Below are 16,184 nucleotides of genomic sequence, written 5' to 3'. Positions count from 1 at the left end.
ATTAAAAAAGCCCTCCGCACTTAACCGTTCGGAGGGCTTTTTAGTTTTAAGGGCAAAGTTTTTAGCGTAAAAATGTAATTGGGTTGTCACTGAGGAATGAGGGTTTATTAATGACAGGCGCAGAACTAACAATCGACTTATTGGCCAAACACGGCGTAAATGAAGTATTTGGCTACCCAGGCGGAGCTATTATGCCAATTTACGATGCGCTGTATGGCGCGCCAGTCAAACACTACCTTACTCGTCATGAGCAAGGTGCAGGGTTTGCAGCTGTTGGTTATGCTCGCAGCACGCGTAAATTAGGTGTGTGTTTTGCAACATCGGGCCCAGGTGCAACTAACTTAATAACTGCCCTTGCTGATGCGATGATGGACTCAGTACCATTATTGGCGATCACCGGCCAAGTGCCTACTGCAGCTATTGGTTCAGATGCGTTTCAAGAAATAGATGTACTAGGTATGTCGCTTTCGTGTACTAAGCACAGCTACATGGTAGAACGAGCGGAAGACTTAGCAGAGATATTACAAGAAGCTATTCATTTAGCGCAAAGCGGCCGACCAGGTCCTGTACTTGTCGATATCCCAAAAGATATTCAAATGGCGCAAGTACCTTTTAAGCCTTGGCTTGCAGCTGATGAATACTTACCACAATTAGATTTAAATCAAGTTGCTATTGCTAATCAATTACTTAGTGAAGCAAAGCAGCCTGTAGCGTACGTAGGCGGTGGTGTACAAGCCGCTGACGCGCAAGACGAGTTAATGCAGTTTTTAAATAAAACGCAAATGCCGGCTGTATCAACACTTAAAGCATTGGGCAGTGTACTACCTGATTACGAACACTACTTAGGTATGTTAGGTATGCATGGTACTCAAGCGGCTAATATTGCTGTGCAAGAATGTGATGTGCTTGTATGTATAGGGGCGCGCTTTGATGACCGCGTAACGGGTAACTTAGCTAAATTTGCAGCTAAAGCTAAAGTAATTCATTTAGATATAGATGCCGCTGAAGTAGGTAAGCGAAAACCTGCTAAAGCTTCATTAATTGCTGATTTAAAAACCTCTTTACCAGCACTTGAGTGTTTTGTAACACCTAAAGCTTGGTGTGACACAAATAAAGAAATGAATATTAAGCACGCGTGGCGTTACGACTACCCAGGTGAGAAGGTTTATGCACCTTATTTACTTAGTCAGCTTAGTGAGCGTATGCCAAAAACTGGCGTTGTGTGCTGTGATGTTGGCCAGCACCAAATGTGGGTCGCGCAGCATATGAAATTTAGCCACCCGAGTAATCATTTAAGTAGTGGTGGCGCAGGCACAATGGGCTTTGGTTTACCGGCCGCTATTGGCGCACAAGTAGCACGCCCTGATGACTTTGTAATTACCGTATCAGGCGACGGCTCAATCATGATGAATATTCAAGAGCTTGCCACGATTCGCCGTAACAATTTACCAGTAAAAATATTAATTTTAGATAACCAGCGCTTGGGTATGGTTCGCCAATGGCAGGAACTGTTTTTTGAAGGACGTTACTCTGAAACTAACCTTTCGGACAACCCAGACTTTGTGCAACTAGCTGCTGTATTTGGTATTCCAGGGCAAACAATTACCCACGCTAACCAAGTTGATGATGCTATTACAGCATTAGTTAACAGCAAAGGCCCGTACATAGTACATGCTTGTATTGATGATAAAGAAAATGTTTGGCCACTTGTACCACCTGGGGCTGCTAACGACGAAATGATGACGGAGAAAGCAAAATGAAACACAGCCTAACTATTGCATTAAAAAGCCAAAGTATAGCGGTAGAACGCTTTTTACGAGTGGTGCGTCATCGTGGTTTTAACCTAACGCATTTTCAGCTCAATATAGATGATGGCTTATACAACGTAGCCATGACGGTAGATAGTGATAAACCTATTCATCTATTAACCAGCCAGCTAAACAAGCTGGTGGATGTAAAAGAAGTCACTTTACAAAATTTACAGCACCAACAGGCTGTATAATTACGAATTACAAAATAATTTACGAGTAACTGAGTCACTCGGTTATTCACCAATTTTAGAATGAGGAATGCCCGCTTATATTGCGGCAAAAACTGAGGTAACTATGGCTAAATTAAGAAGTGCAACAACAACTGAAGGACGTAAACGCGCAGGCGCAAGAGCATTATGGCGCGCAACAGGTATGACAGACTCTGATTTTGGTAAACCGATTATTGCCGTAGTTAACTCGTTTACACAATTTGTACCAGGGCATGTACACCTTAATCAGCTTAGTGAGCTTATGGGTGAGACAATAACCCAAGCCGGTGGCGTTCCAAAAGAATTTAATACCATTGCTATTGATGATGGCATTGCGATGGGACACGGCGGTATGCTTTATTCATTGCCTTCACGCGATTTAATTGCTGACTCGGTTGAATACATGGTAAATGGACACTGCGCCGATGCGATGATCTGTATTTCAAACTGCGACAAAATCACCCCAGGGATGATGCTGGCAGCGCTACGTTTAAATATACCGGTGATATTTGTATCGGGCGGTCCAATGGAGGCGGGTAAAACTAAACTTGCTAACATCGACATTAAACTTGATTTAGTTGATGCCATGGTTAAAGGCGCAGATGAATCGGTAAGTGATGCAGATTCAGAGCAAGTAGAGCGCTCTGCGTGTCCTACATGTGGTTCGTGCTCAGGCATGTTTACTGCAAACTCAATGAACTGTTTGTTAGAGGCTATAGGTTTGGCACTGCCGGGTAACGGTACCACGCTTGCTACCCATAAAGACCGTAAACAACTGTATGTTGAAGCAGGGGCTCGTATTGTTGATTTATGTCGTGAGTATTATCAAAAAGATAATCAAGATGTATTGCCACGCGCAATTGCCAATAAAACAGCCTTTATGAATGCAATGGTTGTTGATATTGCAATGGGCGGCTCGTCAAATACCGTATTACATTTACTCGCAGCAGCGCAAGAGGCCGGCGTTGATTTTGATATGTCGCACATTGATGCGCTTTCTCGTAAAACACCGTTTTTATGTAAAGTTGCACCAGCAACACCAGAGTACCATATTGAAGATGTCCACCGTGCAGGTGGCATGATGGCTGTTGTACGCGAGCTTGGTAAAGCGGGCTTAGTTGACATGTCGGTTAATCATGTAGCTGGGTCAACAATGGCTGAGCTTGTTAAAAAATGGGATGCAACCGACCCAACTAACGAAGTTGCGCGCAAATTTTACCGTGCGGGTCCTGCGGGCATTCGTACTACTAAAGCAATGAGCCAAGAGTGTCGTTGGGATGAAGGCGATAATGACCGCGTGAATGGGTGTATTCGAAGCGTTGAACATGCTTTTCGCCAAGACGGTGGTTTAGCTGTGCTTTCGGGTAATCTAGCGGTTGATGGCTGTGTTGTAAAAAGTGCTGGCGTAGTTGATGAAATGCTACATTTTGAAGGCACCGCCATTGTATACGAATCACAAGATGATTCAGTAGAAGGGATTTTAAATAACGAAGTAAAAGCCGGCGATGTTGTTGTTATTCGTTACGAAGGCCCTAGAGGCGGCCCAGGTATGCAAGAAATGCTATACCCAACAAGCTACTTAAAATCGAAAGGCTTAGCTGAAAAATGCGCACTTATTACTGATGGTCGCTTTTCGGGTGGTACTTCGGGTTTATCAATTGGCCATGTATCGCCAGAAGCGGCGAGTGGTGGTGCAATCGCTTATGTTGAAAATGGCGACAAAATCATTATTGATATCGCAACACGTGAAATCACATTAGCGCTAAGCGATGAAGAACTTGAGGCACGTAAACAAAAGCAATTAGCACGCGGAAAAATGGCGTACAAGCCAGTTGATCGTGAGCGCTATGTCTCGTCTGCTTTAAAGGCTTATGCATTACTTGCAACAAGTGCTGATAAAGGCGCTGTGCGCGACTTAGCTAAATTGGAGGCGCTTAGTTAATTATGGTCTCTCAAGAGCTCGATTATTTTCGCGCTATTATTCAAGCAAACATGGAGCCTTTGGCTAAAGTTACTGAGGTTAGCGAAATGGCTGAACTCAGTAAAAAGCTAGGTAACCATGTTTGGTTAAAGCGTGAAGACCAACAGCCCGTGTATTCATTTAAGTTACGCGGTGCGTATAACAAATTAAATAAATTACCTAAAGGCTCAGTGGTTATTACTGCTTCTGCGGGTAATCATGCTCAAGGGGTTGCATTAAGTGCATCTCACCTTGGGCATCAAGCAACTATTGTAATGCCAGTAACAACGCCTGAAATAAAAGTCAGCGCAGTGCGCGCACTTGGCGGTGAAGTTGTATTACATGGCCATCATTTTGATGCAGCAAAAGCCTATGCGCTTGAGCTTACAGATCAGCGTAACGGTATATTTGTCCCGCCATTTGACGATCCGGATGTCATTGTTGGTCAAGGCACTGTAGCACGCGAGTTAATGCAGCAATTAAACGAGCTTGATGCTGTGTTTATTCCTGTTGGCGGCGGCGGTTTACTTGCTGGTATGGCGGTTTACATTAAATCGTTGCGTCCAGATATAAAAGTAATTGGCGTAGAAGCCGACGAAAGTGCGTGTTTACAAGCAGCACTTGAAGCTGGTAAGCCAGTAGAGCTTGATCGCGTTGGTAGTTTTGCCGATGGCGTAGCGGTTAAAATTATTGGCACTGAAACATTTCGTTTAGCGCAAAAGTTTTGCGATGAAGTTGTAACCGTTACTAGCGATGAAATATGTGCAGCCATGCAGGATATTTTTGTATCTACGCGTGCAATTGCAGAGCCATCAGGTGCACTTGCAACGGCTGGGCTTAAAAAGTGGAGTCAGCAGTCGGGGTTAAAAGGACTACATTTAGCGGCTGTGCTTTCGGGTGCTAATTTAAACTTTGATCGCCTGCGTTATGTTGCAGAGCGCACTGCGCTGGGTGAAAAAAACGAAGCGCTATTAGCCGTTACTATTAAAGAAGAAAAAGGCAGTTTTAAACAGTTTTGTGCTTCTTTAGGTGGCCGTGCTATTACTGAATTTAACTACCGTTATGCAGGACCCGGTGAAGCACAAATATTTGTGGGTATTGCCCTGCGCCAAGGCGAGCAAGAGCTTAATGAGTTAAAGCAAGACTTAACAAATAACGATTATCAATTTTGCGATTTGTCGGATAACGAACTCGCTAAATTACATGTGCGTTATATGGTTGGCGGAAAAGCACCAGAGCAATTACATGAACGTTTATTGCGTTTTGAATTTCCTGAGTATCCGGGTGCGCTTGCACGCTTTTTAGATACTTTAGGCAGCAATTGGAACATTACCTTGTTTCATTATCGTAATCACGGTGGTTCGATGGGGAATGTACTGGCAGGTTTTGCAATTGAGCCGAGTCAGTATGAGATGTTTAACGAGCATTTGAATCGCTTAGGTTACAGTGTACAAGATGAAACACAAAACCCGTGTTTTACCCAATTTTTAACATCAAAACCGCAAGCAGAAAAAGCCGAAAAACTCGCCTCAGTATAATCCTTCTTTAAAGGCTGGCACCTAACTAGGGTGCTTGCTTTATTACACGTTTTACATATAGTTACAGGTAATCGTCATACTTTTTGAGGACACCTATTTGCTATTTAAAGGATTAATCATTGGATTGTGCTTTTTTTGCAGCCATATCGCGGCGCAAGAATCAGTCACATTACAGCTAAAATGGACACATCAGTTTCAGTTTGCTGGCTACTATATGGCTAAGCAAAAAGGCTTTTATAATGAAGCGGGCCTTGATGTAACTATTAAACAAGCTAATCCAATGAAACCTGATACCTTTGGTCCTGTGGCCAGTGGCGAAGCACAATTTGGTGTAGGGCATTCTGGTATTTTACAGCAACGTATTAATGGTCAGCCTTTTGTTGCAATGGCAGCCTTATTGCAGTTTTCACCTTATTGCTGGATGGTAAAAGACACGTCTGATATTTTTCACCCTCGTGACTTTGTTAATAAACGTATCACTGCTGTGAGCAAAAATGACGGCACCGAGCTACTTATTATGCTTAAACGCAGTGGCGTTGATGTAGATAAACTCAAAGTTTACAATGGCGGAAATTTTAACCAGGCTTGGATTGAAAACAAGCTAGATGCTATGCAAGTTTATGTTACTACAGAGCCTTATTATATGACTCAACAAGGCGTAGCTCATCGGCTTGTTTGCCCACAGCGTTATGGTATGGATGTATATAGCGACATTTTATTTACCAGCGAAAACATGCTTAAGCAAAATCCACAAACGGTCGAAAAATTCTACCAAGCGAGCCTAAAAGGTTGGCGCTATGCAATGATGAATATGGATGAAGCCATTGCAGTCACCCAGCAAAACTATGCACCGAGTAAGAGCTTTCATCAGCTCGCCTTTGAGGCTGAAGTACTAAAAAGTTATATAACCCCACCCACTACCAGTTTAGGGCATATGTCGATAGCAAAGTGGCGCTTAATAGCTGACTTATATGGCATACAGCAAAACGAATTTGACGAAGTGAAATCTCACTTTATTTATAAATACCAAGAGCCTGAAAAGATGCAATTATCATGGATGCTTATAGCAGCTATTTTGGTGAGTATTATTTCAATACCTTTGTATTTACGGCTGATTTTTAGGCAAAAATAACTGCTTAATGAGAGCTCACTGAGCTGATATAATTAATTGTCTTTTTATTTTTTAAGCTGTTATGACTTTAGCCGAGCAATTTTTTGCACTTGATTCACTTTTAATGCGCCATCGTCAGTATTGGCAGTGCACCGCATTTGATTTTGACACTATTCCTTGGCCAGAGCTGCAAGGCATACTTAACGAACTAACTGATGATCAGGTAACCGTTCTTGATAACGATCAAAATCAGCTATACCAATTTTTTAGCCAACACATAAACCAACTTGATGAACTTGCTAAGCTATGTGACTTACCTAGCTCTGCACACTCTCGAGCTGATTATCCGTTTTGGATAAGTAACGGCATTAAAGGTCGTAAGTTTGATCAGTTACAAGATTTTGTATCTGCACTACCTAATACTAAGCAACCAGTTTTAGAGTGGTGTGCGGGTAAAGGACACTTAGGGCGAATGCTTGCTTTTAATGGCGCAAGTGATGTGCATAGTATTGAACTGCAACAAAGCTTATGCGAGCAAGGACAAAAAAGTGCACAGCAACAAGGCTTGGCAATGCACTTTAGCCAAGCAGATGTATTAAAAGAGGATATCACTCAATTTTTTAATGCTGATATGCATGCCGTAGCGCTACACGCATGTGGTGGTTTGCACCAAGCATTTATGCGTCAAGCAAGTTTAGCGAAAGTACAGCAAATTAGCTTTTCACCTTGTTGCTATCATTTATTTACGGCTAATGAGTACCGTGTAATGAGTGAGGTTGCAAATAAAAGTGAGCTTAACCTAACGCATCGCGATTTAAAGCTCGCATTACAAGAAACCGTTACAGCGCCTTCTCGTCTGGAAAAAGTACGTAAAACAGAACTAGAATGGCGGCTTGGTTTTGACGCACTTAGAAAATCGATTACTGGCGAGCAATATTATGTAAGCGTACCTTCGGTTAACAAAGCTATATTCTCAGATTCGTTTAAATCATTTTGTGTATGGGCTGCAGATAAAAAGGCAATAAACCTACCTCAAGGTACTGATTATAATAAATATTTAGATATTGGTGTTGCTCGAAAAAAAATAACTGACCGAGTTGAACTGGTTCGACATGTGTTCAGAAGAGCAATTGAAGTTTGGCTTGTGCTCGATCGTGCTTTATATTTGCAACAGCAAGGCTATCAAGTAAGCGTTAAAACGTTTTGTGAAAAGCAGTTAACGCCTCGTAATATTTTGATTCTTGCTAATATCCATTAAATTTCCGTCCTCGACTTAATAAGAGATGCAATGAGAAAGTTAAAAAATTTATTCGATAACAATAAACGTTGGGCTGCACGTACAAGCGAAGCTGATCCTGAGTTTTTTAAAATTTTATCTATGCAACAAAATCCAGAGTATTTATGGATTGGTTGTTCAGACTCTCGTGTACCTGCTAATCAAATAGTTGATTTATTACCAGGCGAATTATTTGTGCATCGTAACGTTGCAAACGTGGTTGTACACACTGACCATAACTGTTTGTCGGTTATGCAGTACGCTGTAGAGGTTTTAAAAGTAAAACATATCATGGTAGTAGGTCACTATGGCTGTGGTGGCGTACAAGCCGTTTTAAACAATGCAAAATTTGGCTTTATTGATAATTGGCTACGCCATGTAGGGGATGTAAAAGAAAAGCATCTTGAACAACTTGATGCAATGCCAGAAAGCGAACGTTTAAGCCGCCTTATTGAGCTAAATGTAATTGAGCAAGTGCGTAATGTATGCCGTACTAACATTGTGCAAGATGCGTGGGAGCGCGGCCAAGAGCTAAGCGTTCATGGTTGGGTTTATGGTTTAGAAAACGGCCATCTTCATGATTTAGAATCTGTAGTAACGTGCGCGAGTGAAGAAACGCAAAGCTACAAAAAAGCAGTGCAGCACGTACTTAATAAAGTGGGCGAAAATAAATAAATTTATGACTAAAACGGCGATATTAATAGGTGCTACAGGTTTGGTCGGTAATGAGTTGCTACATAAGCTACTTAAGAGCGATCGTTATACCAAAGTGGTTACGTTAAGTCGTCGGGCTTTGCCTATTACACACGCAAAGCTAGTTAATCACGTTATTGATTTTGAAAAATTAACTCAATACGTTGAGCTTTTTAAAGGTGACGTATTGTTTTCGTGTTTGGGCACAACCCGTAAACGGGCGGGCTCTACACAAGCTCAGCGTAAAGTAGATTTTGATTATCAGTTTATAGCGGCGCAGTTAGCGGCATGTAATGGTGTTACGCATTACTGCTTAGTGTCATCAAGCGGGGCGAACACGCACAGTAATAGTGCTTATTTGAAAATGAAGGGTGAGCTTGAGCAACATATTAAAGCACTCCCTTTTGATAAAATAAGTATTTTACAACCGTCTTTATTATTAGGTGATCGTGAGCAATTTAGAGTGGCAGAAAAGATAGGTAGTATTATTTTTCCTGTTATTACACGGCTCCCGTTTTTAAAGCGTTACAAACCAATAACAGGTGAGCAAGTTGCGCAAAAAATGCTGAGTGTGAGTTTAGCGCAGCAGGCTAAGTTATTTTATTATGTGCTAGATGAGCTATTTGAATAAACTTGGTAAAACGCAAAAGGCAGCCTAAGCTGCCTTTTTTGTACATTAAATTAATACCAATTTTATTAAAAAAATGCTCATTCTAGCGTATTAAATAACTCACTAACTACGTTAAAAATTATTTATATAGAACAACTATGTACCATAACTTTAGCCTTGTTATTGAGCTATTTTCTTATCGCTATAATAGAACACTAATTTAATGCAATTGGTATAATTATTCAGCGTCAGTTTTAGTGCTAAGTTGTTGCTCAAGCAATGCAACTTTAGCTTCAAGTTCGGTTAGTTTTTCGCGAGTACGAATAAGTACTTGGCTTTGCACATCAAATTCTTCACGGCTCACAAAATCCATCTCAGCAAGCTTGTTTTGTAAAACTTGCTTTGTTTTACCTTCGAGTGTCTCTGCTAGGTTTTTTACACCTTGTGGCATATTGCTAGTAATTTGCTTAGCAATTTCTTCAAGTTTTGCTGGGTTGATCATATTTGTCCCTTCGATGCGGCCTAAAATAATAATAACTAATATTACCTTATACCCACGGTATTTAACACATGATCATCTTTACCTTAATTAATTAAGGCAATTGCTATGCTCGCAGTAATGGTTACGTTAAAATTGCGCGTCTTTTAAATTTCTTTGGTCGTTATGAAACTCAATCCTAAACAAGATGAAGCCGTAAAATATATTAGTGGTCCATGCTTAGTACTCGCAGGCGCAGGCTCTGGTAAAACCCGTGTTATTACGAATAAAATCGCTTATTTAGTGAAAAAATGTGAGTACAAAGCGCGAAATATAGCCGCTGTTACTTTTACCAATAAAGCAGCCAAAGAAATGCGTGAACGAGTACTGCAAACGCTCGGAAAGCAAGACGCTAAAGGTTTATGGGTATCAACGTTTCATACACTCGGTTTAGAAATAATAAAAAAAGAGTTAAGCACATTAGGGTTTAAACCCGGTTTTTCGCTATTTGATGATCAAGATACCAATCAGCTTCTTAGTGAACTCACCGAAGATGAGCTAAAAAAAGACAAGGACTTACTCAAACTACTTAAAATGGAAATTGGTAGTTGGAAAAACGAATTAGTACTGCCAGAGCAAGCAATACGCGAAGCGCGTGATGCGCAAAAGGCATTGTTTGCACAGCTGTATGCTCGCTATCAAAATCAGCTACGTGCTTATAACGCACTGGATTTTGATGATTTAATTATGATCCCTACTTTGTTACTTACTAATAACGCCACATCTCGTGAGCGCTGGCAGCAACGCTTTAAATACTTGCTGGTGGATGAGTATCAAGATACCAATACAAGCCAATATCAACTTGTTAAATTGCTAGTAGGCGAGCGTGCCCGTTTTACTGTGGTAGGTGATGACGATCAATCAATTTACTCATGGCGTGGTGCTCGCCCGCAAAACTTAGTGTTATTAGGTAAAGACTACCCAGGGCTTAGACTTATAAAGCTTGAGCAAAACTATCGAAGTGCAGGGCGAATACTAAAAGCGGCTAACATTTTAATTGCGAATAACCCACATGACATAGAGAAAAAGTTATTTAGTGAACTAGGTTATGGTGAGCCGATTAAAGTAATAGGGTGCCGCGATGAAGAGCATGAATCTGAGCGTGTGGTTGCTGAAATAATTTCACATAAGTTTATGAAGCGTACCAGCTATAAAGATTACGCGATTTTATATCGTGGTAATCATCAAGCACGTGGCTTTGAAAAATCTTTAATGAGTAACCGTATCCCCTATAAAATTAGCGGCGGTATGTCGTTTTTCGCTCGCTCAGAAATTAAAGATATTATGGCGTATTTACGTTTGCTAGTTAATCAAGATGATGACAATGCATTTTTACGTATCGTAAATACACCGCGACGCGAAATAGGCACGGTTACACTTGAAAAGCTTGGTACGCTTGCTAACGAAAAACACGCGAGCTTATTTGCTACCTGTTTTGATAACGATTTAGGCTACAGACTAAAAGGGCGTGGTTTTAATGCGCTTGCTGGGTTTGCACGCTGGGTTGTTGAGCTATCCGATAACGCAGTACGCGGTGATACGCTCGAAGCTGTTAAAGACTTAGTGCGTAATATTAATTATGAGGCATATTTGTACGAGTCGTCACCGAGTGCTAAAGCCGCTGAAATGCGTATGAAAAACGTATCTGAGCTGTATCGTTGGATCACCGATATGTTGACCGGTGATGCCGACAACGAACCAATGACATTGGCTGAGGTTGTTAGCAAGCTAACCCTTCGCGACATGCTTGAGCGTAACGAAGAAGAAGATGAAACCGATGCAGTGCACTTATCAACACTGCATGCATCTAAGGGCTTAGAGTATCCGTACGTATTTATGGTAGGTATGGAGGAGGGCTTACTTCCGCATCAGGTAAGTATTGATGAAGATAACGTAGATGAAGAACGCCGCTTAGCTTATGTTGGTATTACTCGTGCACAGCAGGAGTTAACACTTACTTATGCAAAAATACGTCGTCAATTTGGTGAAACCTCACAAACTGAGTTAAGCCGATTTGTACAAGAGTTACCGCAGGACGATCTCGCGTTTGAAAATAAAAAGGCGCCAAATACGCAAGCAGAGCGAATGGAAAAAGGCCAAGCAAGAGTCGCTAACCTTCGTGCAATGTTTAAAAAGCCTGAGTAATACCTCAGGCTAATTTTATAAAGACTGGGTTGCTTGTATTTCAGGTAACTCAGAACACACTAGAGCGTGTTGTTTTCCCACAAAAAATGCCAAACCGTGCTTGTCTAGTAAGGCTCTAAAATTAAGTATTGATGGGCCTTTAGCAATGACTTTCATTGCTTTGAGCTTCGTAATTGCTAGCACCCCTTGTAGCTGAAAATCGTAACTTTCTTGTTGTAAAACACGTTTACTAAAGGTCGAGCTAAGTAGCAGATAGTCAAAATTAATATCGGTTAGTAAATTAAGTTCGCATCGATCTTTAGCGAAATTGTTTAAACCAATTGAATAACCAAGTTGTGATAGCTTTTTGAGGTTTTCTATTTGTGTTGCGCTTGCGTGACGAATTTCTTGCTCATCAAATAGCAAACAGAGCTGGCTATGTCCTTGTTGTTTATTTAGCGTATCTGTAAATAAAACAAATTCGTGCTCCTCGAGTAGTAAACCAGAGCAAGGAACCAGCGCCATAGTTACATTTGCTGTAATTGCTTGTACATAAGCGCGTTGTAATAACTGTAACTCTATCTCGAGGTGCTGTTCTTTATCTGATGCAAACTTTTTCAAAATATCAAAGCTAGTAAAGCCAAGTATTGGGTGTTCACCAAATGCTTCAAATAAAGATTCAGACTGATGTTGCTCATCAAGAGTAATTATTTCTGAGCTTCTAAAACTCATAGGTAATATATCAAGGTGATGTTGTGCTTTTAGTGCCTGTGCAGGTATTGATTGCGTTAATAGCGGATGAAATAGCTCGTAGCGATTTTTTCCGGAGTTTTTAGCGTGATACATTGCAGCATCGGCATCACGAATAATTTCATCCGTATGCGTATAGCTTTTCTTTGAGTAGGTTATTCCTATACTAGCACCACTTTGAAGTGATTCGCCTTTAAGGAAAAAAGGCTTTTTCATTAAATCGATAATACGATTAGCGACATCTTCTGCTTGTTGAGGCTCAGTTAAGTGCGTTAATAAAATAACAAACTCATCGCCACCTAAGCGTGCTAGTAAATCATGTTCGCGTATACACTGGGCAAATAACTCACTAACGTTAATTAAAAACTGATCGCCAGCATGGTGACCAAGTTGGTCGTTAATGTCTTTAAACTTATCTAAATCAATAAATAAAACAGCAAAATTATGTTCAGGAAAGCGCTGATAATGTTGTAGTGTTTTTTCAAGCTGAGTTAAAAAGAGGCTGCGATTAGGTAAGCTAGTAAGAGAGTCGTGATGTGCGTCGTGATAAAGCTGCTGCTCTATTTTTTTACGCTCATCTATTTGCATTTGTAAGTGCAGATTTGTTTGACGCAGTTCTTTGGTTTTTTCGTTTACTCTAAATTCGAGTTCTTGATGGCTTTTTGCAATCGCTTGATTGGTGAGCTTTGTTTGTAAAACCGCTGCAATTTGATGAGATACAAAGGTAATTAACTCGCAATCATCCCGGCTGAAAATATGTTTGTTATCGTAAGCTTGGCAAACAATAAGGCCGATAACACCTTGAGCTGTTTTAAGTGGAGCGCCTAACCAACTAGTGGCCATTTGCTCTTTTTGTACAGGCTTAGCTCTTTGTACTACACCGCTTTCTATTAATTCTTTTGCTCTACACGGGTGTATAAGTTGCGTTTCTTCAGTGCTTATTACCAGTTCACTATAACCTTTAGCAAAGCGTCTTGGTTGTGTGTTTTCTTTAAATTCATCTACACAATAAGGGAAGCTTATCCAGCCAGACTCTTTATCGTAAAGTGCAATATATAAGTTTTCTGCGTAGGTAATTGTTTTTATTATTTCATGTATCTTAAAGTAAGCATCATCAAGGTTTTTAGCTTGCGTTGCTATTTCAGATATTTTAAATAGAATTTGTTGGCGTTGAAGTGCGCGTTTGCGTTGTTCTATTTCAAGGTTTAACGCGTCGTTACTTTGAGTGAGTGCTCGGGTACGAATTTTAACTTCTGACTCAAGGAGCTCTCGTTTTTTTACACGCTCTATTGCAGTTGCTAAATAAAGCGACATAAACTCAAGTAATTGTATTTGTTGTGAGCTATAGCCTTGTTTTGTATCGTAACTTTGCGCTGCTAAAACACCGATAATATTATGTTCTTGGTAAACCGGTACACCTACCCAATGCTCTGCTGGAGTGCCTAATGCTTTAAATAAGCCTTCTGCTGCGGCATTTTGCATTTGCTGCTTGGTAAAACATGTGGTTTTACCCTGTTTAAATACATAACCAGTGGCACCTTCATCAAAGCTATTTGATTGGTTAAGGGCGACGGCAATACCATCTTTTTCATCTGAAAAGTAAGAAAGTTCTAGCGATTGACTGTATTGATTTAATAGCACCACATAAAAACTTTTACTCGGCACATATTTTTGTAAAATGTCGTGGATAGCGGGATAAAGTAGGGTTAGCTCGGCAACAGTACTTGCTTGCTCTGATAATTGTATAAGCGCATTTTGTAAGTGATGTGATTGTTTGTATTTATTGAGTAATGTTTTTAGACGTTTATTTTGATACGCCAATTTACTCGATACTGAGAGTTTATCTTCCAATGATCTAACCGGCTATTTTTATTGTATAGTTATTAGCCTTATACTTTCACTTTTAGCGCTTATCGTCAAGTTGATATTCGTACTATCATACTGGCTAGAAACACTATTTTAGGTATTAAAAAAGGCTTACCGAAGTAAACCTTTTTTGTGTATTTCAGCTGTATTTACTTAGATGTCATGAAGTCGATAGCAGCGCTTATCTCATCATCAGAACAATCCATACAGGTGCCTTTTGGAGGCATCGCATTAAAGCCATTTAGTGCATGCTCAAGTAAAGTGTCTTTACCTTTAGCTATACGTGGAGCCCAATCGTCAGGCGATTTAGGCGCGCCTAGTGCACCAGTACCGTGACATGCAAAACATGCACCTTGATACACTTGCTCACCAGAACGAGGGCCTGTAGGCGCCGCTGCTACAGCAGCTTTATCGCCTTCAAGGTATACAGCACCAACCGGCGCGAGACGTGCTTTAATTGCATCTTCAGTCATAGAGTTATCATATGGCTGTGCGTATGCAGTGGTTGCTAGCATTAATAATGCTGCAGCTGTTAATTTTTTCATTTTGCCTTGCTCACTTCGATTTGAACGTGATCAATCACGATTAAAGATGACGGAAATTAAACCGATTATAACTCTCTGAGCCAATTTATAAAATGCTAAGAGGCATTTTTATTAATAAAACTGACTACTTTTTGCGTTAACGCAATAAAATTTAATTATTTACTGTTTTTTGTTAAGCAATTTAATAAGCGCAAACAGTCATACAATTAACTTTTAGATCCTAATATCAATTTATTGATAATACGCTACTAACTAGTTTTTCGATCCCTGCATCGGCTTCAATAATCGATTGCGCAAGCATATAAGCTGGGGTTGTAACTAGCTTATTTGGCTGATCAATAACAACATCATCTACTGCACAATTTATATGTTTAGCGCCTAATGTGCTTAGCGCTTGTGCTGTCTCTGCATCGTTACCAATCGTAAGTACAGCGTTATCGTAAATAAATGGGATCAAAGCGGGTGCAATACACATATAACCAGCAGGCTTATTTTCTTTTGCAAATGATTTACAAGCATTAAGTACGTCTTCATTAATATTTGCTTTTGCGCCTTTAATTGCAAAGTCACATAAGTTTTTTGCAGCGCCAAAACCGCCAGGTACAATTAATGCGTCAAACTGAGTTACGTCTAATTCAAGCAGCGATTTAATGTCACCCCGTGCAATACGAGCCGCTTCTGTTAATACATTACGTTTATCAGGCATTACTTCGCCCGTTAAATGGTTAATGGTATGAAGTTGTTCAATATCCGGTGCAAAACACTGATACGTTGCGCCATTTTTGGCTATATGTAATAAAGTTAAAATTGCTTCATTAATTTCACTACCATCGTACACACCAGACCCTGCTAATATTACCGCTACGTTTTTCATGCTTTTGTGCCCCTAAAGTCTTTTTTATAAGTCGATCGGATGAAGTCTAACATGCTCAAAATTTCTCGCGAAAATAAATTTTTAGTACAAAAATCATTCTCTATGCAAGTTGTATTGCGGTTTATGCCATTTGCGATCACTTTGCCTTTAAAAAAATTATAAAGGATCGCTATGATCTTCGATCCATTGTGCTAGAATACTCCTCCGGTTATTTAAATGGACGCGAATAATCAAAGTGAATAACAACACAAGCAGTCGTTAGAAAACCTTTTTCCACAT

At 40.3% G+C, this 16,184-nt stretch carries 13 protein-coding genes; 9 read left to right on the top strand and 4 right to left on the bottom strand.

The annotated features are described in order from the left end of the window. The first annotated feature begins 110 nt into the window (after positions 1-110). From ilvG to GQR46_RS05915, 8 genes are all read left to right on the top strand, one after another. Positions 111-1,760, top strand: a complete 1,650-nt coding sequence (gene ilvG / locus GQR46_RS05950) for an acetolactate synthase 2 catalytic subunit (RefSeq protein WP_165728086.1) — start codon at positions 111-113, stop codon at positions 1,758-1,760. Then, positions 1,757-2,002, top strand: a complete 246-nt coding sequence (gene ilvM, locus GQR46_RS05945; protein ID WP_165728087.1) for an acetolactate synthase 2 small subunit — start codon at positions 1,757-1,759, stop codon at positions 2,000-2,002. Before ilvG ends, ilvM begins: the two co-directional genes overlap by 4 nt. A gap of 103 nt (positions 2,003-2,105) precedes the next feature. Next, positions 2,106-3,962 (top strand): dihydroxy-acid dehydratase, encoded by a 1,857-nt coding sequence (gene ilvD / locus GQR46_RS05940; RefSeq protein WP_010553830.1) that lies wholly within the window; start codon positions 2,106-2,108, stop codon positions 3,960-3,962. 2 nt (positions 3,963-3,964) lie between these two features. Next, positions 3,965-5,518 (top strand): threonine ammonia-lyase, biosynthetic, encoded by a 1,554-nt coding sequence (gene ilvA / locus GQR46_RS05935; protein ID WP_165740391.1) that lies wholly within the window; start codon positions 3,965-3,967, stop codon positions 5,516-5,518. A 97-nt stretch (positions 5,519-5,615) separates the two neighbouring features. Beyond that, on the top strand, positions 5,616-6,650 hold the full coding sequence (locus GQR46_RS05930; RefSeq protein WP_165740389.1) for an ABC transporter substrate-binding protein: 1,035 nt from the start codon (positions 5,616-5,618) through the stop codon (positions 6,648-6,650). A 61-nt stretch (positions 6,651-6,711) separates the two neighbouring features. Beyond that, a complete protein-coding gene (locus GQR46_RS05925) occupies positions 6,712-7,887 on the top strand; it encodes a methyltransferase (protein WP_165740387.1) in 1,176 nt (391 codons plus the stop codon). A gap of 30 nt (positions 7,888-7,917) precedes the next feature. Next, positions 7,918-8,580: a carbonate dehydratase gene (gene can / locus GQR46_RS05920; RefSeq protein ID WP_007582103.1), complete on the top strand. Its 663-nt coding sequence runs from the start codon at positions 7,918-7,920 to the stop codon at positions 8,578-8,580. 4 nt (positions 8,581-8,584) lie between these two features. Then, on the top strand, positions 8,585-9,229 hold the full coding sequence (locus tag GQR46_RS05915) for an NAD(P)H-binding protein (RefSeq protein WP_165728091.1): 645 nt from the start codon (positions 8,585-8,587) through the stop codon (positions 9,227-9,229). Between the two features lie 217 nt (positions 9,230-9,446). On the opposite strand, the gene GQR46_RS05910 is transcribed toward GQR46_RS05915, so the two are convergent. Beyond that, complete coding sequence (locus tag GQR46_RS05910) at positions 9,447-9,710, bottom strand: accessory factor UbiK family protein (protein WP_007582099.1); 264 nt, start codon at positions 9,708-9,710, stop codon at positions 9,447-9,449. Positions 9,711-9,872: 162 nt separating this feature from the next. On the opposite strand from GQR46_RS05910, the gene rep reads away from it, so the two are divergent. Beyond that, positions 9,873-11,891 carry a DNA helicase Rep gene (gene rep / locus GQR46_RS05905; protein ID WP_024605304.1) on the top strand — a complete coding sequence of 673 codons (2,019 nt, stop codon included), beginning with the start codon at positions 9,873-9,875 and terminating at the stop codon, positions 11,889-11,891. Positions 11,892-11,906: 15 nt separating this feature from the next. Here the strand turns inward: rep and GQR46_RS05900 are convergent, their stop codons facing one another. From GQR46_RS05900 to elbB, 3 genes are all read right to left on the bottom strand, one after another. Next, positions 11,907-14,471: a diguanylate cyclase gene (locus GQR46_RS05900; RefSeq protein WP_165740385.1), complete on the bottom strand. Its 2,565-nt coding sequence runs from the start codon at positions 14,469-14,471 to the stop codon at positions 11,907-11,909. Between the two features lie 164 nt (positions 14,472-14,635). After that, positions 14,636-15,031 (bottom strand): cytochrome c5 family protein, encoded by a 396-nt coding sequence (locus GQR46_RS05895; protein ID WP_007582093.1) that lies wholly within the window; start codon positions 15,029-15,031, stop codon positions 14,636-14,638. 226 nt (positions 15,032-15,257) lie between these two features. Then, positions 15,258-15,905 carry an isoprenoid biosynthesis glyoxalase ElbB gene (gene elbB / locus GQR46_RS05890; protein ID WP_007582090.1) on the bottom strand — a complete coding sequence of 216 codons (648 nt, stop codon included), beginning with the start codon at positions 15,903-15,905 and terminating at the stop codon, positions 15,258-15,260. Positions 15,906-16,184 lie beyond the last annotated feature (279 nt).

The organism is Pseudoalteromonas sp. Z1A6, from assembly GCF_011378745.1.
GTDB lineage: Bacteria > Pseudomonadota > Gammaproteobacteria > Enterobacterales > Alteromonadaceae > Pseudoalteromonas > Pseudoalteromonas arctica.
Note: the sequence above shows the minus strand (reverse complement) of the source record. Positions and strands in the feature narration are given on the sequence as shown.

Coding starts and splice junctions, on each gene's coding strand:
- ilvM (WP_165728087.1), top strand. CDS start 1,757: ATGAAACACAGCCTAACTATTGCATTAAAAAGCCAAAGTATAGCGGTA.
- ilvA (WP_165740391.1), top strand. CDS start 3,965: ATGGTCTCTCAAGAGCTCGATTATTTTCGCGCTATTATTCAAGCAAAC.
- GQR46_RS05910 (WP_007582099.1), bottom strand. CDS start 9,710: ATGATCAACCCAGCAAAACTTGAAGAAATTGCTAAGCAAATTACTAGC.
- GQR46_RS05895 (WP_007582093.1), bottom strand. CDS start 15,031: ATGAAAAAATTAACAGCTGCAGCATTATTAATGCTAGCAACCACTGCA.
- ilvG (WP_165728086.1), top strand. CDS start 111: ATGACAGGCGCAGAACTAACAATCGACTTATTGGCCAAACACGGCGTA.
- can (WP_007582103.1), top strand. CDS start 7,918: ATGAGAAAGTTAAAAAATTTATTCGATAACAATAAACGTTGGGCTGCA.
- GQR46_RS05915 (WP_165728091.1), top strand. CDS start 8,585: ATGACTAAAACGGCGATATTAATAGGTGCTACAGGTTTGGTCGGTAAT.
- elbB (WP_007582090.1), bottom strand. CDS start 15,905: ATGAAAAACGTAGCGGTAATATTAGCAGGGTCTGGTGTGTACGATGGT.
- GQR46_RS05925 (WP_165740387.1), top strand. CDS start 6,712: ATGACTTTAGCCGAGCAATTTTTTGCACTTGATTCACTTTTAATGCGC.
- rep (WP_024605304.1), top strand. CDS start 9,873: ATGAAACTCAATCCTAAACAAGATGAAGCCGTAAAATATATTAGTGGT.
- ilvD (WP_010553830.1), top strand. CDS start 2,106: ATGGCTAAATTAAGAAGTGCAACAACAACTGAAGGACGTAAACGCGCA.